We start from the raw sequence: 19105 nt of genomic DNA on the forward strand, positions 1-19105 counted from the left end.
TGAGTGGGTTAGAGATTCATTGCAGTCATGCACGTGAAAGGATCAAAAAATTGCTTTGTCATCACTCCTATCGGACGCTTTAAAAAACCCATTAGGCGCGGTCGAATTTTTTTTTGATCCAGCCTGAAGTTTGTTGCTCCGGCGGCCGGGGCCAGGTGAGAAAAGGCGGAAGAGAACCGGCGGCCAAAGGGGTAGCCCCCTTTGGACTCCCACCGGGGGGGGGGTGCTTTGCCCGAGGACGCGGCCAAAGCGGCGGGCGGAAGTTCGGCAAGAGAAGACGGGAAAAGCGGCGGGGCCGCCCCATGCGGCGTTTGACCTTGACGAGAACCATTGTTGCTCCGGCTGGCCTGATTGCCTACTGTCCATGAATATGTCATAGTTCTTGTTATGTTAAGTCAAGTCTAACAGAGGAGGAAGCGATGCGTTCAAAACTTATCGGCCGGTTGCTGCTGGCCCTGGCCCTGACCATGCTGGTGGCCGGACAGGCCTTGGCTGCCGGCGAGACGTTGATGATGGCCACCACCACAAGCACGGATGATACCGGCTTGTTGCCGGTGCTGGGCGAGGCCTTCAAAAAGGACACCGGCATCGAGCTCAAATGGGTGGCCGTGGGCACAGGCAAGGCCCTGGAACACGGCAAGAACTGCGACGTGGATGTGCTTCTGGTCCATGCTCCCGCAGCGGAGAAAAAGTTCGTGGAAGAGGGCCACGGCACCAAGCGCACCGAAGTCATGTATAATGACTTCGTCCTTGTCGGCCCGGCTGCCGACCCGGCCAAGATCAAGGGCAAAACGGCCGGCGAAGCCCTGGCCGCCATTGCTGCCGCCAAAGCGCCTTTCATCAGCCGCGGCGACGATTCCGGAACCCACAAGATGGAACAATCCCTGTGGAAGGGTGCTTCGATGTCCCTGCCGGACAAGGAAAGCTGGTATGTGTCGGCCGGGCAAGGCATGATGGCCACGCTCAACATGGCCGGCGAACGCAAGGGCTACACCCTGGTGGACCGGGGAACCTACATTGCGTATGAAGATCTGGCCAAGGGCAAACCGGCGCTGGTGGTGTTGGTTGAAGGCGACAAGCCGTTGCTCAACCAGTACAGCGTCATTCCGGTCAATCCGGCCCAGTGCCCCAAGGTCAAGATCAAGGACGCCGAAACGTTCAACAACTGGCTGGCCTCGGCCAAGGGCCAGAAGGTCGTGGGCGATTTCGCGCTGAAGGGCAAGAAGCTCTTTACCCCCAACGCCGCGAAGTAAGCCGTTCGGCGAAATACAACCGGCCGTCCCGGCTGCATCAGGAAACTCCGGCGCAGCCGGGACGGGGACTAGGGCATGAACTATATTCTGGATGGACTGCAACAGGCGCTTGGGCTGCTTTTCGGAGGCGATCCGGAAACCTTTTCCGCAGTCTGGACCACCCTGATTGTAACGCTTGAAGCCATGGCCGCCACCTTGATCCTGGGCGCGCCGGCCGGCTTTTTCCTCGGCTATACGGATTTTCCCGGCAAGCGGACCATCCGTCTGGTTGTCGAAACCTTTCTTTCCTTCCCCACCGTGGTCATCGGGCTTGTGGTCTATGCCTTCATTTCCAGGCGCGGGCCTCTGGGTGAACTCGGACTGCTCTTTACCGTCTCGGGCATGGCTATCGGCCTGACCATCCTCGGGTTGCCCATCGTCATCGCCCTGACCGCCCAGGCCGTGGAGAATCTGGACAGCCGGCTGCGTCCGACGCTCCTCACCCTGGGGGCCGGGCCGCGGCAGGTCTTTTTCGCCACCCTCGGCGAGGCCCGGTTCGGCCTGCTCCTGGCAGCCACGGCCGCCTTTGGCCGCATCTTTTCCGAAATCGGGATCTCCATGATGCTTGGCGGCAACATCAAGTGGTCCACCCGGACCATTACCACGGCCATTGCCCTGGAAACGGGCAAGGGCGAGTTCGCAACCGGCATCGCCCTTGGGATCGTGCTTATGCTTATCGCCTTTGCCGTCAATCTGGCGGCTTCGGCCTTTCGCCGGCGGGCCGTGGCATGAGCGCCCTCTACGAGCTTGACGGCGTGGTGCAGCGCTACGGCGAACGCGAGGTGTTGCGCATACGCGACCTGAGCATTGCCGAGGGCGTCATCCTGGGGTTGGCCGGACCCAACGGCGGCGGCAAATCCACCTTGCTTCGCCTGTTGGCTTTTCTTGAATTTCCGGCCGAAGGCCTGATTCGCTACCAGGGAGAGCCGACGGTTGGCCGGGAATACGTCCTGCGCGGCGAGGTGACCTGCTTTCCCCAGGAGCCGTATCTGCTCAAGCGGTCGGTGCGGGCCAACGTGGGCTACGGGCTTTCGGTACGGGGCGAAACCGACGTGCGCGCCCGGGTGGACGCGGCCCTGGCTCTGGTCGGGCTTGACCCCGGACGCTTTGCCGGGCGCATGTGGCATCAGCTGTCCGGCGGCGAGGTCAAGCGCGTGGCCCTGGCGGCCCGTCTGGCCCTGCATCCCCGGGTGCTGTTGCTTGACGAACCCACGGCCAATCTCGACCGCGACAGCGCCGAACTGGTCCGCCGGGCCGTGGTCGCCGCCCGGGAAGAGCACGGCACGACCCTGGTGATAAGCGGCCACGACCATACCTGGTTGCGGGCCATCTGCGACGACATCCTCTGGCTGCGCGACGGCGGCATTGCCCAGCCGATCCTGGAGGGCGGACACCCCCGGTCGCCCCAGTTCACCGACGAATCCCAGTGTAGAGACAGCAACAGGAGCGAGTCATGATGCGAGGCGTTTCGGTCCTTGGTTTCAAGAAGTCCGGGAAGACCACGCTGTGCCGGTCCCTGCTGCAACAGCTGGTGTCCCTTGGCCATGCGCCCTGTGCCCTCAAGTGCACCCACAATCCCGGCATCGATAAGGAAGATACCGACACCGACCAGTTTTTGGCCCATTGCCGGACGGTCGGGGCCATTGCCGGCCGGGAGAGCGCGCTTTTCTGGAACGATCCGCGCAAAATTTCCGATATGCTGGCCATGCTCGATGGCGACGTGCTGGTCATGGAAGGCGGGCGGGAACATGCGGTTGCCCCCCGGGTGCTGGTGCTGCGCGATCCGGCCGAGGCCGGCGAGCTGTCCGACCCCGCGCTGGTGCTGGCCACCTTCGGTCCGGTGCGCGCCCCGGGGCTGCCCCAGGTCGCATCCATTGAAGAACTGGCTGCCCTGGTTCTGGAGCGGGGCTTCGTGCTGCCGGGCCTGGACTGCGGGGCTTGTGAGCGCGACAGTTGCGCTGCCCTTGCGGCCGACATCATGGCCGGTCGGGCCACGCCCGAGGACTGCGCCACCCGCCACGTGTCGCTGGCCATCACCGTGGGCGGCCGGCCGCTGACGCTCAATCCTTTTGTCGAGCGCATCCTGGCCTCGGGCATCCGGGGGCTGGCGTCCCAACTCAAGGGCTTCGGCCCGGGGCCCATCGACATCCACATCGACTGAACTTCCGGCCGGAGGCCTGGCGCAGCGCCTGGAAACCCCGGCTGTCGACAGTCAGTATCCGGCCTGGGCGCGGCGCCTCCTGGAGGCGCAGGCGTGGCGGCGCGGCGACTGCGCTGGCCGGCCAGTCCCCGATGGCGGGGCGCCGTGCCCCGCGGTGGTGGTGTTTCCCGTCGTCCCGCGACATTGGCCGGGGCGGCCTGTCCGGGCAGCCTGGACTATTCTCGTGCCGACAAACAGTGGTTCGTGTTGTCTTCGGCCTGCTTCACGGGTATTGAGAGGGAAACTGCATCCGGGAGGGGCCGCAATGACCAGCGCCTGGGACGCCGATGATTCCAGTATGGGCTTTGACCTCGGCGCTGCCGTGGACCCTGCTCTGCTGGACAGGCAGGTCATTGACGTCGTGGCCCGGCGCATCCATCAGAAGATGGATGATTACGACGCCTACAATTTCACGGCCAAGCAAAGCATCGCGCTCAATGTCTTCTTCGATCTGGCCCAGGAGTTTCCCCAGCTCGAGCATCTGTACGCGGTCTGTCTGCTGATCCCCAAGTTGTTTTTCGATATCGAGTGCAATCTGTACGTGCTCGACAGCAAAAGTGGCGCGATCCGCCGCTGCGCCTACCAGTGCATGGACAGCGATGCCGGAGAAGTGGGCGATCTGCCCTTTGCCCAGAAGAGCATTGTCCGCGACGACAGGCTCTTTATCCCCATCAAGGGCAATCACGAACTGATTTCCCAGTTGCCGTTCACCCCCCGGGAAGATGTGTTCGGCATGTTGGAAATCTATCCGGTCAGCCAGCTTTCCGAGCATGACCGGCTTTTTTTCGAGCGCTACGCCAATCGTTTCGGCTTCCAGCTCCATAACCGCATTCTGGCCAACAAGAACAAGGAGCATCTCCAGTTCATCAGAAGTCTTGTCAAAGATATCGGGCACAACGTCATTGTTCCCAATATCTACTTCAAGCTCTACTATAAGCGGCTGCGCTCCAAGATCGATCTGCTCAAATTCTTCGAATGGAAGCTTAAACAGTTTTTCGAGACAGATGCCTTGCCGGAAGAGGAGTTGCCGGCCACCAAGGAGAAGCTCCTGCGCGACCTGGGCTACATCCATGAAGGACTCATGGACCAGTACCGCCAGATCCTCACCCATTACGAGCAGACGAGCCTCTTTCTGGAGACGTTGTTGCGACGGTCGCACTTCGAAGAAGGGCGGTACGTGCTGGAAAAGCGGGCCTGCAACTTCAAAAAGCAGGTCATCGACCTCCAGCTCGAACGCTACCGGCCCCGGTTCGAAGAGCGCGGCATCGAGATTGACACGTCCCTTGGCGGCGTGCCGGACCAGGAAATCGAAGTGGTGGTGGACATCGGTCTGGTCAGTCAGGTCTATGCCAACCTCTTTTCCAATGCCGTCAAATACACCCGCGAGGTCGTTGATCCGGCCTCGGGGCAGCGCCGGCGTTTCATTTCCTTTGGCTGGGAGCGCAAGGCCAATTTCTTCGGCCCCGGCCGCGACGGCATCAAACTCAACGTCTTCACCTCCGGCCCGGCCATCCCGCCCGAGACCGCCGCCCATCTGTTCGAAGAGGGCGTGCGCGGTGAAAACGCCTCTGGCGAATACGGCACCGGCCACGGCCTGTACTTCATCCGCGAAGTGGTACGCCTGCACGGCGGCGTGGAAGGGTACGAGGCCACCGATCTCGGCAACAATTTCTTCTTCGTCCTGCCCATGGACCCGGTCATCTGACCGTCTGGTCCGCCGCTTCCAGCTGCTTTCACCCCTTTCCCGGCCGCGCCTGTTCTTGGCCTCCTTGCCCCCGGCCGTTGCGCCGGGCCACAGCCTCGCGTGGCCTGTCCGCTGGCCGATGCATCCGGGCGTCTAGCGGACCCGTCCCTGCCGCCACAACCGCCACATGGTCGTGCCGTTGACCACGGCGATGATCGATTCCAGCAGGGTGCCGCCGATGGAGCCCGAGGCGATGTTGTTGGAGAGCCAGCACAGGGTGGCCAAAAAGAGCAGCGCCCGCAGCCGGATGCCGGTCATGAAAAAGGCCCCGACCGTGCCCAGGCAGCCGGCGGCGATGGAGAACGAGGCGGTCCAGGAATGGGCCAGCCACAGGCCCAGGCCAATGTTGGCGGCCAGAAAGAACGCCGCCAGAGAGGGCGAACGCGTTTTGAGCGAGGCAAACATCCGCACCGCTGACAAGGCTGCGGAAGACGAGGCCGTGCCATTGCCGAGCATGGCAAAATGTACGGTATAGGCCAGACATTCCACGGCCACCAAGGTCTTGAGTTTCCAGTCGATGCGTTGGGCAAAGGCGGTCACGCCCAGGATAAAGGCCAGGTAGCCGACGATCTGGGCCGGGGAGAGAAAATCCATGCGGGGGTTCCTTTGCGGACCGGAACGTGGCCTTGTTGGCGCTGGACATGCCCCGGACAGGAAGGCCGAAGGGGGGCAGGCGGCCGACGCTCCTGGTCCAAGTCTCGCTGCGCCCGGCAACTGGTTGTCATCGTGCCGGACCAGGAGCGGCCTTACGCCTCTGGCCCGGCATTGGCAAGCCGGCGGCGGTTGACACCACTTTATAGTGGTGTTAGCCAGATTGTCACCACGAGGAGGTGGTGACACATGATCGAAGCCCAGGAATTGGCGGTCCTCGGTCTGACCAGCTACGAAGCCGCAGCCTATCTGGCCCTGCTTGGCCGGCCCGAACTGGCCCCGGCCGAGGTGGCGGCCCGGGGGGCCATCCCCCGGCAGCGGGTCTATGACGTGCTGGCCTCGCTTACGGCCAAGGGGCTGTGTCTGGCCCGGGACGGTTCGCCGCGCGTGTACGCCGCTGTGGCTCCGGCCATTGCCCTGGAGTTGTTGGCCGGGGAACGGACGGCCCAGCTTGCCCGGCAACGCCTGGAGGCCGAGGCGGCGGCGGCCCGGCTGACCCTGGCCCTGGCCCCGATTTTTGCCGGCGGACGCGGCCAAAGCGATCCCCTGGCCTATGCCGAGGTGCTCACCGGCCCCACCCGCATCGCCCACCGGGCCTTGGCCCTGGCCCGGGGCGCTGCCCACCGGGTCCATTCCTGCATCACCCGGCCCATGATTTTATCCAACGATCAGAACAAGACCTTTATGGAAGCGCCGCTGGGCCGGGGGCTGGCCTACCGGGCGCTGTGCGATGCCGCCACCGTGGCCGAGCCGGGCTTTGCCCCATTGCTCGACTCCCTGTGCGGCCAGGGCCTCGAGGTGCGGTTGGCCGAAGTCCTGCCCCTCAAGATGCAGGCCTTTGACGACGAGACCGTGCTGTTGTCCATGCAGGACCCGGCCGGAGGGCCGCCGAGTTTTACGGCCGTGGTCATCCATAACCGGGGTGTGGCCGCCATGCTCAATCTGGCCTTTGAGCAGCTTTGGGCCGGGGCCAAGCCCTATCCTGGAGGTGCCTGATGTCGTTTGCCGCAAGTCGTTGTGAGGAGGCCGGGCGTGCCCCGTCCGATGCGGAATTTCACATCCATCGAGGCTACCTCCCCGGAGTGATCGGCCGGGCTGCGGAACTCCATGGCCGCTACTACGCCGAGGCCTGGGGGTCAGGTGCGCCGTTTGAGTCGCTCATTGCCCGGGAGTTCGGCGAATTTATGGAAGGCTACGACGAGCGCTTTGATCTGCTGCTCTCGGCCAACCAAGATGGCCGCTGTATCGGGACCATTGCCATCTACGGCCGCCGCCGGTTGCCCGAGGGGGCACAGCTGCGTTTTTTCATCGTCGACCCGGACTGCCACGGCTGCGGGGCCGGCAAGGCGCTGTTGGCCGAGGCGCTCGCCTGGTGCCGGGAGCAGGGCCTGGCCAAGGTCTTTCTCTGGACCGTGGACGGTCTGCCCGCCTCGCGCCGGCTCTATGAAAAAGCCGGGTTCCGGGTGACCGAGCGGGTGCCCGACGACCGCTACACCGTACTGCGCGACAACCTGCGCCTGGAGCTTGAGTTGTAAGCGGGAGAGGGGAGGAGGGGGAAGAGTGCCTCCGGCGGCCGGGAGGGGGTAACCCCCTCCCGGACCCTCCCTGCCTGGGGTGGGCTTTGGCCTCAGGCCGGCCCTGACCCACAGCCAACCTATTTATTGCTGCCCGTCACGGCTTCCGGCGTCCCATCCAATCCTAAAATAACCAGATGTGGTCGAGCGCCTCGCCTTCTTTGCCGTCGGTGCGGCGCTCGCGCAAAATCTTTGCCGGCCGGCCAGCCACCACCATGTTCTCCGGCACGTCGTGGACAACCAGGGAACCGGCGGCAACAATGGCTTGTCGGCCGACGGTCACGCCGGGAAACAACATGGCCCCGGAGTAAACCTTGGCGTAATCCCCCACCGCAACCGGTTTGTAGATCCGCTCAATATGCGACGCTTCGCCATGGGTGTGGGTGATGATCCGCACATCTTCGGCCAAAGCCACGCCATGCCCGAGAGTGATGCCGCCCTTGGTGTCGAGAAAGACGTTGCGGTTGATAAAGACGCCGTCGCCAACACGAAGCAGCGGGGCGAAATTGAAACGCACATTCTCTTCTGCGGTAAAGGCCGCGCCGCATGCGGCGAACAGCCGACGCGCCAGCAGGCGGCGAAAGGGGATCGAGAAGGGGACCACCAGACTCAGCGGGAGTTTGTCAAAGGCGTCCCACAGGAAGTGCATATGCCGTTGCGCCAGGGTGAGCGGGCATTGCTGGGCCATGGGCAGGGTCTCGGCATACAGGTGGAGGCGACAGACCGTATTGAGTTCAATGGGCGCGGCCTCCAGGATGGCCATGATATCGACAACAGCCTCCGGCTGGTCAATATGCTCCAAAAGCTCCTCCACCTGCCGCAGGCGGGTTGAAAACCACGTCGCCATTGTCTCTCCCTCCGATCTGCTGTTGCAGCCAGTCCGGGTACTGCGGCTTTGGTGCAGCCTGTCCTTTCCCCTGTAGAGGAAAAATTCCGCCCGCGCCAGATTCGTCTCAAGGCAGCGTGGGGATTGGGTCCATCGGCCGTGTCTGGGCCCGAATGGCTGCCGTGACGCCGGGCGCAGGCCGCCGGCGCGGGCAGGGACAAGCCCGCGCCGTTGGACGTGCGCGCCATGCTGCAGCAGGCCGTTACAGCCAGTATTCGGGATAGCGGCGGGTCGGGGCGGCGTTGACCGCGACAAGGGCCACGGCCAGCATGACCAGCGCCCCGGAGAGCACCGGAAACAGCACGTAAAGATAGCCCAGGGCGGCAATCTTGGGGCCGCCGCTGACCGCGATAAGGGCCGTGGCTCCGCCCGGGGGATGGAGGGTGCCGGTGGCGTGCATGAGGGCAATGGCCAACGCCACGGCCAGGGCGCAGACCAGCCACTGGGGTCCCGGCACGGCCAGCCCGACGCTGACCCCGACCAGAGCCGAAACGACATGGCCGCCGATCAGGTTTCGCGGCTGGGCCAGCGGGCTTTTGGGCGCGCCGTAGAGGAGCACCGCCGAGGCCCCGAAGGAGCCGAGCAGCATGGTCAGGCCGGCTGGATCGGCCACGCGCTGGTGCAGCCAGGCAACCGCCCCGATGCCGCCTGCGGCCCCGAGAAACGACCAGACGATTTCCGCCGCGCCGACCCGGGGCGGGCTGGTCCCGGCCCCGCGCATTTTGGCAAAAAAGTTCATAAGCCGCACTCCCCGGGCGCCCCCGGCAGGAACCGACCACATCGGCCCGGCTGACCAGGCCGCACAGGCCGTTGGCGTCGACCACAGGCAGGCGGTTGCAGCCTTTCGCGGCCATGAGGGCCGCCGCCTGGCTGCGCGGCGTGTCCGGGCCGATGACCACGGCCGGGCTGGTCATGAGGGCCGAGACCGGGGCGTCGCCCGGAGGCGGGGCCGGCGCTGGGGCCGAGCAATCGGCCGGGGCCAGAAGCCGGGCGGCCAGGGCGGCCGGGCTGGCGTCGCCGGGCAGAGCGAGCAGGCGCAGCAGATCCTTGACTGATACGACGCCGACCACTGTCCGGCCGGAGACGACCGGCAGTCCCGAAACGCCGGCGGCGGCCATGATTCGGGCGGCCTCCCGGGCTGTGGCTCCGGGCGCGACCACCGCGACGTCGCGGGTCATGATCTCGGCCACAGGGACGTCGCGGGCCAGTCGGGCACTGGCGTGGGCGTAGGCCAGCCGGTACAGGGCCAGGGCGTCGGCCGGGGAAATATCCACATAGCCGCCCAAACGGCGCATGGCGTCCAGAATGTCTTCGACGTCCATGGCATCCATAGCCGGGGGCCGGGCCGGGGAGTGGTCGGTTGGCATGGTGCGTCCTCCTTGGGGGGCAGTCTGCCCGGCGGGCGGCGCGCAGTCCATGACCTAAGTCAAGCTCTCCAGGCGGGGTGGGGCAGATGCAAAAAGGGAACGCCGTTGCCGGCGTTCCCTTTGCGTTTTCACAGGGGCGCTTGGGCGCTAGATGGCCGCGTCGCCGGTTTCTCCGGTGCGGATGCGCACCACGCCTTCCAGGGAATAGATGAAGATCTTGCCGTCGCCGATGGCCCCGGTGTTGGCCGTTTCGCGGATGGCGGCCACAACCTTCTCGGCCATACCGTCGGCCACGACCACTTCGATTTTCACCTTGGCGTTGAACTGCACCTGATACTCAATGCCGCGGTAGGCCTCGACATGTCCCTTCTGGCGGCCGTAGCCGCGGACTTCGGTGACGGTCAGGCCATGCACGCCAAGCGCGTCCAGGGCGTCTTTGACTTCGTCGAGCTTGAACGGCTTGATGATAGCTTCAATTTTTTTCATGGGATTCCCCGTGCTTAACGATGGGTTTTCTGCAGGACGAATTCCGGATAGGCAGACACGGCCACTTCATGCTGATCCAATCCTTCCAGCTCGTGTTCAGGCTTCACACGAATGGGAATGATCATGTTCAGCACCTTGAAGAAGGCATACATGACGATAAAGACAAACACAAAGTTAGTGATGATGCCGATCAACTGGGCCATAAGCTGGCTGCCGTCGCCGTAGAACAGGCCGGTGACGCCGCCGGCCACGCCGTTTAAGGCGTCGCCGTAGGTGCCGTCGGCGAAAAGGCCAACGCACAGCAGGCCGAAAGCGCCGTTGACGCCGTGGACCGAGATGGCGCCGACCGGATCGTCAACCTTGAGGGTGCGCTCGACAAAAAAGACGCTGACACACAGCAGCAGGCCGGCAATCCCGCCGATGATCACGGCCGAGACAGAGTTGACGAAGGCGCAGGGGGCGGTGATGGCCACCAGACCGGCCAGCAGGCCGTTGGCGGACATGGAGATGTCGGGCTTGCCGTAGAAGGTCCACATGTAGAGCATGGAGCTGAACGCGCCGGCGGCCGAGGCCAGCATGGTGTTGACGGCAATGACGCCGATGCGCAGGTCGCCGCCGGCCAGGGTGGAGCCGGCGTTGAAGCCGAACCAGCCGAAGGCCAGGATGAAGCAGCCGGCCACGGCCATGGGGATGTGGTGGCCGGGGATGGCCACCGGGGTGCCGTCTTCACGGTATTTGCCAAGACGCGGCCCAAGCACGATGCCGCCGGCCAGGGAGGCCACGCCGCCGGTCATGTGCACTACCGAGGAACCGGCGAAGTCCACCACGCCGTGGCCCAGGGCGTACATCTTGCCCAGAACCGACAGCCAGCCGCCGCCCCAGACCCAGTTGGCGTAGAGGGGATAGACGAACATGGAGATGAAGAAGGCGTAGATGACGAAGGACTTAAAGGTCCAGCGCTCGGCCATGGTGCCGGTGGGGATGGTGGCGGTGGTGTCCATGAAGACCATCTGGAACAGGAACACCGAGAAGATGACGGCATCATAGGACACGCCGGACAGGAAAAAGCCGGTGGTGCCGAACAGGCCGAACTCGTTGCCGCCGATAGTGATGGTGAACTCGTTGGCCAGGGCCTGGGCACCGCCGAGGGTGGCCACGCCGCCTACGCCGCCCATCTGCAGGGCAAAGCCGCAGATCCAGTAGCCGAGCATGCCGATGCCGTAGACCATCATGTTCATGGCCATGGTGTGGCCGGCGTTTTTGGCCCGGGTAAAGCCTGTTTCAGCCAAAGCGAAGCCGGCCTGCATGAACATGACCAGGAAGCCGCAAATGAGCGTCCAGACCATGTTGATGGCGATGCGGTTATGGCCGACGACGTCGGCCAGTTTGGCGGCCAGGGGTTCCTTGGGGGACAGCGCTTCCATCTCTTCCTTGGTGGGCGCGCCCGCCGTGGCGCCGATGACGTCGGCGGCAGTGCCGATAGACGCGCCGGAGGGATCGGAAGCCGGAGGCGGCGTTGCGGCGTCGTCGGCCAGTGCCGTCAGCGGCAGGGCCAGCGTGGTTACAAAGAGGGCCAGAAGCAGTGTGAGGATGCCTTTTTTCATGTTTCTCTCCGAAGCCTGGGGTTCTACCGACAGGAGCGTCGGCTATGCACCGATTGCCGCCACGCGGCGTGTCGCCGGACCGGTTAGGAGGAATCGAAGGGAGTAAACATGGGGGGCCTCCGGGGACTATTGCGTTGTTGTGTCTGTAAAGGATCTTGCAATGTTGGGGCCACGTTTAAAATGGCCTGTAATAAAACGATTTTCTTGATTCCTGCGCGTGACTTTCGGAGAAATCCAGGGTTTGCTACATTTTTGTCGTACAGTTTGGTGTCAAGTGTGTCGCAGTCAGGAACTGTGAACAATTTTCAATGCCAGACGCCCGCCTTCAGTAGCGCAAAGACAGGTTTTTGTAACATTTCAAGTTAGTAATGTTGTCGTTATTGTTAATTCTTGCGATTGTCCCCATTGGAGCGCATAAAGAACGATCGCACCCTTTTGCTCTGTCCGGACACCGTCGGCTGCCGTGCGTCACGGCAACGCAGGCTCCCGGACGCTGTTTGCCGCATTAAGCGCCGCCTCCCGCCGGTGGCTGGCCTGCAAACGCGGGTTGTGACGCAGTTGTCCGGCGTGGTTTGTCGGCGGCCGGTCCGGCAATCCTTCCTGGAAAGGATGCTGGACATTTTTGTCTGTACAGCGCAGCCTGACGCCATGGTTCGCACCGCATTCTGGTATGCGCTGGCCGCTGTGGGCGAAATCGCCGGCTGCTACGCCTTCTACGCCTGGCTGCGCCTTGGCCGTTCGCCCTGGTGGATTGTGCCCGGACTGGCCTCCCTGGCCGCCTTCGCCCTGGCGCTCACCCGGGTGGAGGCCGCTGCGGCCGGACGCATCTTCGCCGCCTACGGCGGCATCTACATCCTGGCCTCCCTGGTCTGGATGCATGTTGTCGAGGGGCAGTCCCCGGACCGCTTTGATCTGGCCGGCGCGGCCCTGTGTCTGGCCGGCAGCGCCCTCATCCTCCTGGCTCCGCGCTAAGCTGTCGCTGCGTCCCTTGCCCCGGGCCGGTCCATGGCCTAGACTGCGGCCATGACGCCCGATACGACTTCTGTCACGCCGGTGGCCTGGAACGGCGTCCGCCTGCAGGTGCCGGCGGACTGGCGGCCGACCCGTCTGGGGCTTGGCTATCTGCTCTTTGAAGACGGCAGCGGTCCGGCCTTTGAACTCAAATGGCGGCGAAACGCCGGCCGGGAAGGCATGGAATCCGCCTTTCGGGCCATGACGCCCAAGGGCCGGGCCAGACAGGCCGAGGCCCTGCCAACGGCCTGGACGCGCCGGCTGGCCGATTTTGAATCCATGCCCATCACCTGGACCACCGGGCAGCACGCCGGCTGCGGGGCTGCGCTGTTTTGTCCGGACTGTGGTCTGGCCGCCATCTTTCAAGGCTACGGCGGCCCGGACGGGCCAAGTCCCGCCCGGGTGGCGGAAATCGCCGCCGTGCTGGGCAGCCTGGCCCATCACGAACCCGGACCGCCGGCCTTTGCCCTCTATGGTCTGGCCTATGTGCCGCCGCCGGACTACCTGCTTTCCGCCTTTCAGTTCGTCCCGGGCCGCTTCAGCCTGACTTTTGCCAAAGGGCGCAACCGCCTGGACGTCGTGCGGCTGGCTCCGGCCGAGGTGTTGCTGGCCCGCAGCGAGCTGCCCCGGCTGGCGGCCCAGACCTTCGGTTTCGAGGCCGACGCCGGCGCAACCACGGCCTCCATGGGCCGGTCTCCGGCCGTGTGGCTGGCCGAACGCCAGGACACGGGCTGGGTGTCCCGCATCGCCCGGGCCTTGGGCCGGCCGGCCCGGCTGGCCGTGCTGCGTCACGACACGACCGTGGACAAGCTCCTTGGCGCGGCAGCCTCCGGTCCCAAACCCATCGATGCCGGCTGGCTGGCCGAAACAGCGGGGCGCTGTGTTTCCCTTTAGATCGAAAAAACCTCCGGTCCCGGTCATGAGCCGGGATGCGGCCATGGCCCTGGCCCCGGTTGCCAGCCGCGACGTGGAGCAAAGCAGCACGTCGGACGGGCTGGTGCGCCTGTCCGTGCCCGTGTCCGTGCGACCGGCCCTGGCCGGGCTGGCCAAGCGGTTCGGAGCCTGGGACGGCCGGGTACTGCGAAAAACCGTGGAACTCGACGCCGTGGGCACGTTTGTGTGGCAACACATCAACGGCCGGGCGACGGTGGGGGAAATTGCCGCCGCCCTGGCCGCCCGCTACGGCTTGGACGCCAATGAGGCCCGACTGGCGGTAGCGGAATTTTTGCGCCAACTCGGTCGCCGGGGAGCGGTGGGATTTGCCGAACCCGGGACCGGAAAGCGGGGAGCCCGACCATGACGCGCATCACCAGACGACTGGCGCTCAAACTGCTTGGAGCCGCCGTTGCCGTGGGGCATCTGCCGGCCCGGGCCTGGGCTTATTTCATTGCCGCGCTGCCGACGCGCACGGTGGAGATCGAGGATTTCACCTTTGATGCCGCAACCGGACTTGTGCGCCAGGGCGGGGCGGCCAACCCCTACGTTCTGACCGTGGACGGGCTGGTGGATCGTCCGGCCAGCCTGGATTATGCCGCCCTTGGCGCTTTGCCCCAGGTCTCCCAGACCGTGGATTTCCACTGCGTCGAGGGCTGGTCCGTGGCCGATCTGGCCTGGAGCGGGGTGCGCCCGGCGACCATTGCCGCGCTGGTTGGTCCCAAACCCGAGGCGCGCTACGTGATCTTTCACGCCCTGGGCCGGACCCGATCCCGGCCCGAGGGCCTTGACCATTATGTCGAATGCCTGCCCCTGGCCGATCTGCTGCACCCGGCCATGGACTGCCTGCTGGCCCTGAACCTGGGAGGCGCACCCCTGCCTCTGGCCCATGGCGCACCGCTGCGGCTCCTTTCGCCCTATGACCTGGCCTACAAGTCCATCAAGTTCGTCACGCGCCTGGAGTTCGCCGCCAAGCCGGTGGACGGCTGGTGGACCCGGGCCAACGACGTTTACGACCGCATCGCCCCCGTGCCCCCCGACCGCCTGCGCCAAAAAGACCCGCGTACGCGTTGACGGGAGGAGCAAAGGCCCGGTTCTCCATCGGGTTTGACGGATGACCGGGCCTTTGCCGGGAGGGGGGCTCGTGGGACATTGCAGCGCCCGCCGCCACCGATTGTGCTTTGATTACTTGCTCTGCACGATAACCGGCGGCTTCCAGTCGCCCTTGCCGATCGGCAGGATCGTCGGGGACTCCACGCGCGGCCAGTAGAGGCGCATGGCGAGGTAGATCGGACCATCGGGGGCAGGGAGCCAGTTGCTTTCTTTTTCGGCTCCCGGGCTGTCCTTTTGAATGTAGAGCGTCAACGATCCATCGGCGTTCTTTTTCAAGTCCGGCAGCATCGGCGAATTGATCAGGTAGCGGTTGATCTTGTTCTTGATCAGAAACTGGGTCTGGCCGTCGTACATGGTCACCGACCAGAAGGCGTTTACCGGCGGGAATTCATTGGCCGGAAAGGTGAGCGTGTAGTTGCTCTTGCTTCCATCGAGCGGCGAGCCGTCGGCCAGTCTTGTGGCCAGCGGATAGGCGGCTTCGATGGACTCGTTGCCATAGATTCCCGCTTGCGCCCCTGCAGCGCGTTTCAGCCAATCGCCGTTGAAAAAGGCGCGATCCCCAAAAAAGTTGCTGAGCTCCCAGCCATTTAACCGAATCAGCTGCGTCTTGAGGTATTCTGCGATTTTGGCTTTGCCGTCCTCCATGCCTGCCGCCATTGCTTTCTTTTGCTCTAAAGAGAGCGCGTCAAAGTTGAAGGTCTTGCCCGAGCCAACTCCGATCTTGGCGAGCTTCGCGCGAATTTCCTTTTCCTCGGGACCGGCAGGCGCGAATTGGAGCGAGAAATCCAGGTAGTCGAAAAATTTCGTTTTCACCATTTCTTTGCTGAACTTCGGGAAATCGATCTTCGGCGCCCGGCCGGGGGCTGGCTGGCCGAGGAACGCGGAGAGCGGTTTCACGCCGTAACCGGACTGGACTTTCACCACGTTTGGCATGTCTTGCGGATTGAAGAGCTGGGTGCGGTAGGCCACCAGCGAGAATTGGGTGGTGGAGTGAAAAACTTTCTTGATCCCTTTCGGGGTCTCTCCCTTCCAGCCTGGGCCGACAACCATATAGTCGCCCGCTTCGGACCCGGTGGCGCGGCTTCCGATGTAGCCGTAAATGAATGTGTTGCCGTCCTCAAGCATCACCGAGTAGTAACGGCCCTTTTCCACAGCGGGAACGGACAGGACAATTGGCTCCGCCCGTAGGTCGAGCCACAGCAACGAGTAAGGCGTGTCGCTGTTTGGCGTGATGATCGCAGTGTCTTTGTAGGTGAAGACGCGCGCCTCGTTTTTGATGTGGTTGAACGGGGCCTTGAACTGGCCGGAATCGCGGTTGACGACGTATTCGTTCATCACCCCATAGTTCATGACGATAGGGAGACCGTAGATGAAGCCTTCCTCGGCGATGGCCTCAATTTCGGATGAAGTGAGGCCTATGTCCGCGTGGGCTGTAAGGAGAGGGAGCAACGCGAGCACAAGCATCGTGCTCAGAAGGACCTTCGGCAGTGTGGTTTTCATGAAATTGGGTCTCCTTTATTCGGCTGGGGCCAACTCACGGTGAATACCAACGACGTGCTTCTCATGATTACAGAGGAATTAGTATAATTCCAACTCGACAACAAGTCGCAAGAACGGTGGGTTGCCGAACGCCGGTCAGGGGACCCCTCAAGACGTTGTCATTGCGAGAGAAGTATTTCTGAGCGCGTTTCATTTCCCGTTTTCTGAAGCGACCCAGAGTGCCGCCAGCGCCGCGAACCCCCGAAAGAGCTTCTTCCGGTTGGGGGTCCGGGGGCCTGGGCCCCCGGCCGCCGGAGGCGTCTTCTCTTCTTTTTCCTTTCCTAACATGCTGGAATAACGGAGGTCAGTAGCCGCGTCAGGTTGCCTTCGGCTTGTTTGGCCGTGGCGATGACGGCTTCCAGGGTGGTTTCGGCCATGCAGTCGGGCAGATTGAGGTTGGTCAGGCAGGAGATGGCCAGCACGGAAAGGCCCAGATGTCGGGCGGCGATGACCTCGGTCACGGTGGACATGCCGACCGCATCGGCTCCAAGCAGGCGCAGCATCCGGGTTTCGGCCGGCGTTTCCAGGCTTGGCCCGGCCACCCCGGCGTAGACGCCGCGTTCCAGCCGGATGCCCAGTTCCAGGGCCTTGGCGTCGGCAAGCTCGCCCAGGCGTCGGCTGTAGGCCTGGCTCATGTCCGGGAAACGCGGTCCGGCTCCGTCGTCGTTGGGGCCGGTCAGGGGGTTTTTCCCGGTCAGGTTGATGTGATCGGTGATGCGCATGAGGCCGCCGGCGGCGAAGTGGGGATCGAGGGCCCCGGCGGCGTTGGTCAGCACCAGGGTCTTGACGCCCAGTCCGGCCAGCAGGCGCACGCCGGAGGCCACGTCGCTGGGGGAGTGGCCTTCGTACAGATGCAGCCGGCCGGAGAGGAGCAGCACCGGTTTGGATTCGATCCGTCCCAGGGCCAGAAGGCCGGCATGGCTTGGGGCCGTGGACCGGGGAAAGCCCGGAAGGTCTGCGGTGGCGATTTCCCGGCGGTCGGCCAGGGCGGCGGCGATGCCGCCAAGGCCCGTGCCGGACACCAGGCCCACGCACTGCGCCGGGATCGACCCGAGCCGCGAGGCCGCCGCTTCGGTGGCGCGCTTTACATCATCGTTATAATACATAAGAATAACCCCCGTTGCCTGCCGTCGTAGCATGGGACCGGCGTCTCGGGAAAGGGATGCCTTTTCCGTCGACGCCGTTACATAAATACCCCGCCAATACGGACGGATCCATGGATATTGCCACTTTTCTTGGCCTGATCGTAGGCATTTTCATGGTGCTTGGCGCCATTTTTATGGGCGGTACGCTTGGCCCTTTTCTGAACATACATGCCATCATGATCGTTTTTGGCGGCTCGTTGGCTTCCATTTGCGTCACCTATCCCTTTCAGGAAGTCTTTCAGGCCTTCTCGGCCATGCTGCAGATTTTTTCCTCGCGCAAAGTCCGTGACGCCGAAGTGGTCGACATGATGGTGCGCATCGCCGAGATCAGTCGCCGCGAGGGCCTGATCGCCCTGGAGAACATCCAGACCGACAACGCCATCCTGAAAAAAGCCTGCCAGCTCATTGCCGACAACGCCAACCCAAGTCTCATCCGTGAGACCTTGCGTATCGAGATCGGTTCCATGAAGCAGCGCCACGCCGTGGGCGAGGCGGTGTTCAAGTCTCTGGCCGGGTACGCCCCGGCTTTCGGACTGGTCGGCACCTTGATTGGTCTGGTCCAAATGTTCTCCCGCCTTGATGACCCCAAGAGTCTGGGGCCGGCCATGGCCGTGGCCATCACGGCCACCTTCTACGGGGCGCTGTTGTGCAACCTCTTTTTCCTGCCCGTGGCCGGCAAACTCCGCTCCAGAACGCTTAACGAGACGCTCCAGCTTGAAATCATCTTCGAAGGGGCCAAGTGCATCCTGGAGAACAACAACCCCCGTCTGGTTTACGAAAAGCTCTCTTCTTTCGTACCGCCCAAGGACCGCCATTATGGCCGATGACGACTACGACGCCCTGGGGGAAGAGCGCGAGGAATCCGGGCCGTCCCATCACTGGCTCATTTCCCTGGCAGACATGTCCATGTTGTTGATGAGCTTTTTTATTTTGCTTTTTTCCATGTCCAGCGTCGACTCGAAGAAATTTTCGGAATCGGTGTCCTCGGTCAAGTCGGCGTTGGGCGGCAAGGACAGCGGCGCGACCATGGCTCCGATTTCCTCCGGCGACATGAATGTGCTGGTGGAACAGGCCAAGATCAAGCAGCGCATTATCGGCGAGCAGCGGCGCGTCTACGACCAGTTCCGCTCCTTCGTGTCCAGCAAAGGGCTTGAGGGCGTTGTTGCGGCCACCCTGGAAGCTGGTAAGATCACAGTCAATTTCCCGGCCGGCGTGCTGTTCCCCAAGGATGGCGTGGATCTCACCGACGAGGGCAAGGCCAGAATTCGCACCATGTTTGAATTTCTCATTAAAACCTCCGGCGAACGGATCAATATCCGGGGGTTCACCGATGACGCCCCGCCGGGAGGCGGCAGCCGGTTTCGGGACAACTGGGAAATCTCGTCGTTACGGGCAGTTGCCGTTTTGCGCTATCTCGTCTCCCTGGGGATGGCCCCCAACCGATTGACAGCCACCGGATTAGCTGATTTAGAACCCCTCTACCCCAACGACACCCCCGATCACCGGGCCAGGAATCAACGCGTGGAGTTTGTGTTGGAACGCTGGATCGGCGAATAGGAG

20 protein-coding genes and 1 pseudogene are annotated in these 19105 nt (G+C 63.5%); 13 read left to right on the top strand and 8 right to left on the bottom strand.

Features of this window, described 5'->3' with window-relative positions; all coding sequences use genetic code 11:
- Positions 1-419 precede the first annotated feature (419 nt).
- From NY78_RS06255 to NY78_RS06275, 5 genes are all read left to right on the top strand, one after another.
- Complete coding sequence (locus NY78_RS06255) at positions 420-1253, top strand: substrate-binding domain-containing protein (protein ID WP_043633155.1); 834 nt, start codon at positions 420-422, stop codon at positions 1251-1253.
- 75 nt (positions 1254-1328) lie between these two features.
- Positions 1329-2024 carry an ABC transporter permease gene (locus tag NY78_RS06260; protein WP_043633158.1) on the top strand — a complete coding sequence of 232 codons (696 nt, stop codon included), beginning with the start codon at positions 1329-1331 and terminating at the stop codon, positions 2022-2024.
- The gene (locus NY78_RS06265; RefSeq protein ID WP_047960058.1) at positions 2021-2749 is read left to right on the top strand and encodes an energy-coupling factor ABC transporter ATP-binding protein; all 729 of its coding nucleotides are present in this window, start codon (positions 2021-2023) and stop codon (positions 2747-2749) included. Before NY78_RS06260 ends, NY78_RS06265 begins: the two co-directional genes overlap by 4 nt.
- Complete coding sequence (locus NY78_RS06270; protein ID WP_231583796.1) at positions 2746-3453, top strand: molybdopterin-guanine dinucleotide biosynthesis protein MobB; 708 nt, start codon at positions 2746-2748, stop codon at positions 3451-3453. Before NY78_RS06265 ends, NY78_RS06270 begins: the two co-directional genes overlap by 4 nt.
- Positions 3454-3757: 304 nt before the next feature.
- Complete coding sequence (locus NY78_RS06275) at positions 3758-5197, top strand: sensor histidine kinase (protein ID WP_043633161.1); 1440 nt, start codon at positions 3758-3760, stop codon at positions 5195-5197.
- 132 nt (positions 5198-5329) lie between these two features.
- Here NY78_RS06275 and NY78_RS06280 read toward each other — a convergent pair whose 3' ends face one another.
- Positions 5330-5830 carry a YgjV family protein gene (locus NY78_RS06280; RefSeq protein ID WP_043633163.1) on the bottom strand — a complete coding sequence of 167 codons (501 nt, stop codon included), beginning with the start codon at positions 5828-5830 and terminating at the stop codon, positions 5330-5332.
- A gap of 246 nt (positions 5831-6076) precedes the next feature.
- Here NY78_RS06280 and NY78_RS06285 point away from each other — a divergent pair, with 246 nt between their 5' ends.
- On the top strand, positions 6077-6883 hold the full coding sequence (locus tag NY78_RS06285) for a TrmB family transcriptional regulator (RefSeq protein WP_043633166.1): 807 nt from the start codon (positions 6077-6079) through the stop codon (positions 6881-6883).
- Positions 6883-7422, top strand: coding sequence for a GNAT family N-acetyltransferase (locus NY78_RS06290; RefSeq protein ID WP_082139901.1), 540 nt, complete (start codon positions 6883-6885; stop codon positions 7420-7422). Before NY78_RS06285 ends, NY78_RS06290 begins: the two co-directional genes overlap by 1 nt.
- Positions 7423-7585: 163 nt before the next feature.
- On the opposite strand, the gene NY78_RS06295 is transcribed toward NY78_RS06290, so the two are convergent.
- The 5 genes and pseudogenes from NY78_RS06295 to NY78_RS06315 all read right to left on the bottom strand — a co-directional run bounded on the left by NY78_RS06295 (position 7586) and on the right by NY78_RS06315 (position 11804).
- Positions 7586-8308, bottom strand: a complete 723-nt coding sequence (locus tag NY78_RS06295) for an acyltransferase (RefSeq protein ID WP_043633168.1) — start codon at positions 8306-8308, stop codon at positions 7586-7588.
- A 241-nt stretch (positions 8309-8549) separates the two neighbouring features.
- Positions 8550-9086 (bottom strand): HPP family protein, encoded by a 537-nt coding sequence (locus NY78_RS06300; protein ID WP_043633171.1) that lies wholly within the window; start codon positions 9084-9086, stop codon positions 8550-8552.
- A gap of 94 nt (positions 9087-9180) precedes the next feature.
- Positions 9181-9765 (bottom strand): annotated as a pseudogene (locus tag NY78_RS25825) (CBS domain-containing protein); the annotation flags it as partial.
- Positions 9766-9861: 96 nt separating this feature from the next.
- Positions 9862-10200 (bottom strand): P-II family nitrogen regulator, encoded by a 339-nt coding sequence (locus tag NY78_RS06310; protein WP_043633175.1) that lies wholly within the window; start codon positions 10198-10200, stop codon positions 9862-9864.
- A 14-nt stretch (positions 10201-10214) separates the two neighbouring features.
- Positions 10215-11804, bottom strand: a complete 1590-nt coding sequence (locus NY78_RS06315) for an ammonium transporter (RefSeq protein ID WP_043633177.1) — start codon at positions 11802-11804, stop codon at positions 10215-10217.
- Positions 11805-12452: 648 nt separating this feature from the next.
- Between NY78_RS06315 and NY78_RS06320 the strand changes: the two genes are divergently transcribed.
- The 4 genes from NY78_RS06320 to NY78_RS06335 are packed head-to-tail and all read left to right on the top strand — an operon-like array spanning position 12453 to position 14822.
- Positions 12453-12776, top strand: coding sequence for a YnfA family protein (locus NY78_RS06320; protein ID WP_043633506.1), 324 nt, complete (start codon positions 12453-12455; stop codon positions 12774-12776).
- A 51-nt stretch (positions 12777-12827) separates the two neighbouring features.
- A complete protein-coding gene (locus tag NY78_RS06325) occupies positions 12828-13709 on the top strand; it encodes a hypothetical protein (protein ID WP_043633178.1) in 882 nt (293 codons plus the stop codon).
- 25 nt (positions 13710-13734) lie between these two features.
- Positions 13735-14115, top strand: a complete 381-nt coding sequence (locus tag NY78_RS06330) for a PqqD family protein (RefSeq protein WP_231583798.1) — start codon at positions 13735-13737, stop codon at positions 14113-14115.
- Positions 14112-14822 carry a molybdopterin-dependent oxidoreductase gene (locus NY78_RS06335; RefSeq protein WP_043633179.1) on the top strand — a complete coding sequence of 237 codons (711 nt, stop codon included), beginning with the start codon at positions 14112-14114 and terminating at the stop codon, positions 14820-14822. The genes NY78_RS06330 and NY78_RS06335 overlap by 4 nt, the downstream gene beginning before the upstream one ends.
- Positions 14823-14933: 111 nt before the next feature.
- On the opposite strand, the gene NY78_RS06340 is transcribed toward NY78_RS06335, so the two are convergent.
- Both NY78_RS06340 and NY78_RS06345 read right to left on the bottom strand, forming a co-directional pair.
- The gene (locus NY78_RS06340; RefSeq protein ID WP_043633180.1) at positions 14934-16361 is read right to left on the bottom strand and encodes a DUF1254 domain-containing protein; all 1428 of its coding nucleotides are present in this window, start codon (positions 16359-16361) and stop codon (positions 14934-14936) included.
- A gap of 320 nt (positions 16362-16681) precedes the next feature.
- Positions 16682-17506, bottom strand: a complete 825-nt coding sequence (locus NY78_RS06345) for a purine-nucleoside phosphorylase (protein WP_043633187.1) — start codon at positions 17504-17506, stop codon at positions 16682-16684.
- A 110-nt stretch (positions 17507-17616) separates the two neighbouring features.
- Between NY78_RS06345 and NY78_RS06350 the strand changes: the two genes are divergently transcribed.
- Both NY78_RS06350 and NY78_RS06355 read left to right on the top strand, forming a co-directional pair.
- Positions 17617-18372, top strand: coding sequence for a motility protein A (locus NY78_RS06350; protein ID WP_043633191.1), 756 nt, complete (start codon positions 17617-17619; stop codon positions 18370-18372).
- Positions 18362-19102 carry an OmpA/MotB family protein gene (locus NY78_RS06355; protein WP_043633194.1) on the top strand — a complete coding sequence of 247 codons (741 nt, stop codon included), beginning with the start codon at positions 18362-18364 and terminating at the stop codon, positions 19100-19102. Before NY78_RS06350 ends, NY78_RS06355 begins: the two co-directional genes overlap by 11 nt.
- Positions 19103-19105: the final 3 nt, after the last annotated feature.

Origin of the sequence: Desulfovibrio sp. TomC (assembly GCF_000801335.2) — a bacterium.
Classification (GTDB): domain Bacteria; phylum Desulfobacterota; class Desulfovibrionia; order Desulfovibrionales; family Desulfovibrionaceae; genus Solidesulfovibrio.

Excerpts from the sequence above, each read along its gene's own strand:
- NY78_RS06255 (WP_043633155.1), top strand. The coding sequence starts at position 420 with ATGCGTTCAAAACTTATCGGCCGGTTGCTGCTGGCCCTGGCCCTGACC.
- NY78_RS06260 (WP_043633158.1), top strand. The coding sequence starts at position 1,329 with ATGAACTATATTCTGGATGGACTGCAACAGGCGCTTGGGCTGCTTTTC.
- NY78_RS06265 (WP_047960058.1), top strand. The coding sequence starts at position 2,021 with ATGAGCGCCCTCTACGAGCTTGACGGCGTGGTGCAGCGCTACGGCGAA.
- NY78_RS06270 (WP_231583796.1), top strand. The coding sequence starts at position 2,746 with ATGATGCGAGGCGTTTCGGTCCTTGGTTTCAAGAAGTCCGGGAAGACC.
- NY78_RS06275 (WP_043633161.1), top strand. The coding sequence starts at position 3,758 with ATGACCAGCGCCTGGGACGCCGATGATTCCAGTATGGGCTTTGACCTC.
- NY78_RS06280 (WP_043633163.1), bottom strand. The coding sequence starts at position 5,830 with ATGGATTTTCTCTCCCCGGCCCAGATCGTCGGCTACCTGGCCTTTATC.
- NY78_RS06285 (WP_043633166.1), top strand. The coding sequence starts at position 6,077 with ATGATCGAAGCCCAGGAATTGGCGGTCCTCGGTCTGACCAGCTACGAA.
- NY78_RS06290 (WP_082139901.1), top strand. The coding sequence starts at position 6,883 with ATGTCGTTTGCCGCAAGTCGTTGTGAGGAGGCCGGGCGTGCCCCGTCC.
- NY78_RS06295 (WP_043633168.1), bottom strand. The coding sequence starts at position 8,308 with ATGGCGACGTGGTTTTCAACCCGCCTGCGGCAGGTGGAGGAGCTTTTG.
- NY78_RS06300 (WP_043633171.1), bottom strand. The coding sequence starts at position 9,086 with ATGAACTTTTTTGCCAAAATGCGCGGGGCCGGGACCAGCCCGCCCCGG.
- NY78_RS06310 (WP_043633175.1), bottom strand. The coding sequence starts at position 10,200 with ATGAAAAAAATTGAAGCTATCATCAAGCCGTTCAAGCTCGACGAAGTC.
- NY78_RS06315 (WP_043633177.1), bottom strand. The coding sequence starts at position 11,804 with ATGAAAAAAGGCATCCTCACACTGCTTCTGGCCCTCTTTGTAACCACG.
- NY78_RS06320 (WP_043633506.1), top strand. The coding sequence starts at position 12,453 with ATGGTTCGCACCGCATTCTGGTATGCGCTGGCCGCTGTGGGCGAAATC.
- NY78_RS06325 (WP_043633178.1), top strand. The coding sequence starts at position 12,828 with ATGACGCCCGATACGACTTCTGTCACGCCGGTGGCCTGGAACGGCGTC.
- NY78_RS06330 (WP_231583798.1), top strand. The coding sequence starts at position 13,735 with ATGAGCCGGGATGCGGCCATGGCCCTGGCCCCGGTTGCCAGCCGCGAC.
- NY78_RS06335 (WP_043633179.1), top strand. The coding sequence starts at position 14,112 with ATGACGCGCATCACCAGACGACTGGCGCTCAAACTGCTTGGAGCCGCC.
- NY78_RS06340 (WP_043633180.1), bottom strand. The coding sequence starts at position 16,361 with ATGAAAACCACACTGCCGAAGGTCCTTCTGAGCACGATGCTTGTGCTC.
- NY78_RS06345 (WP_043633187.1), bottom strand. The coding sequence starts at position 17,506 with ATGTATTATAACGATGATGTAAAGCGCGCCACCGAAGCGGCGGCCTCG.
- NY78_RS06350 (WP_043633191.1), top strand. The coding sequence starts at position 17,617 with ATGGATATTGCCACTTTTCTTGGCCTGATCGTAGGCATTTTCATGGTG.
- NY78_RS06355 (WP_043633194.1), top strand. The coding sequence starts at position 18,362 with ATGGCCGATGACGACTACGACGCCCTGGGGGAAGAGCGCGAGGAATCC.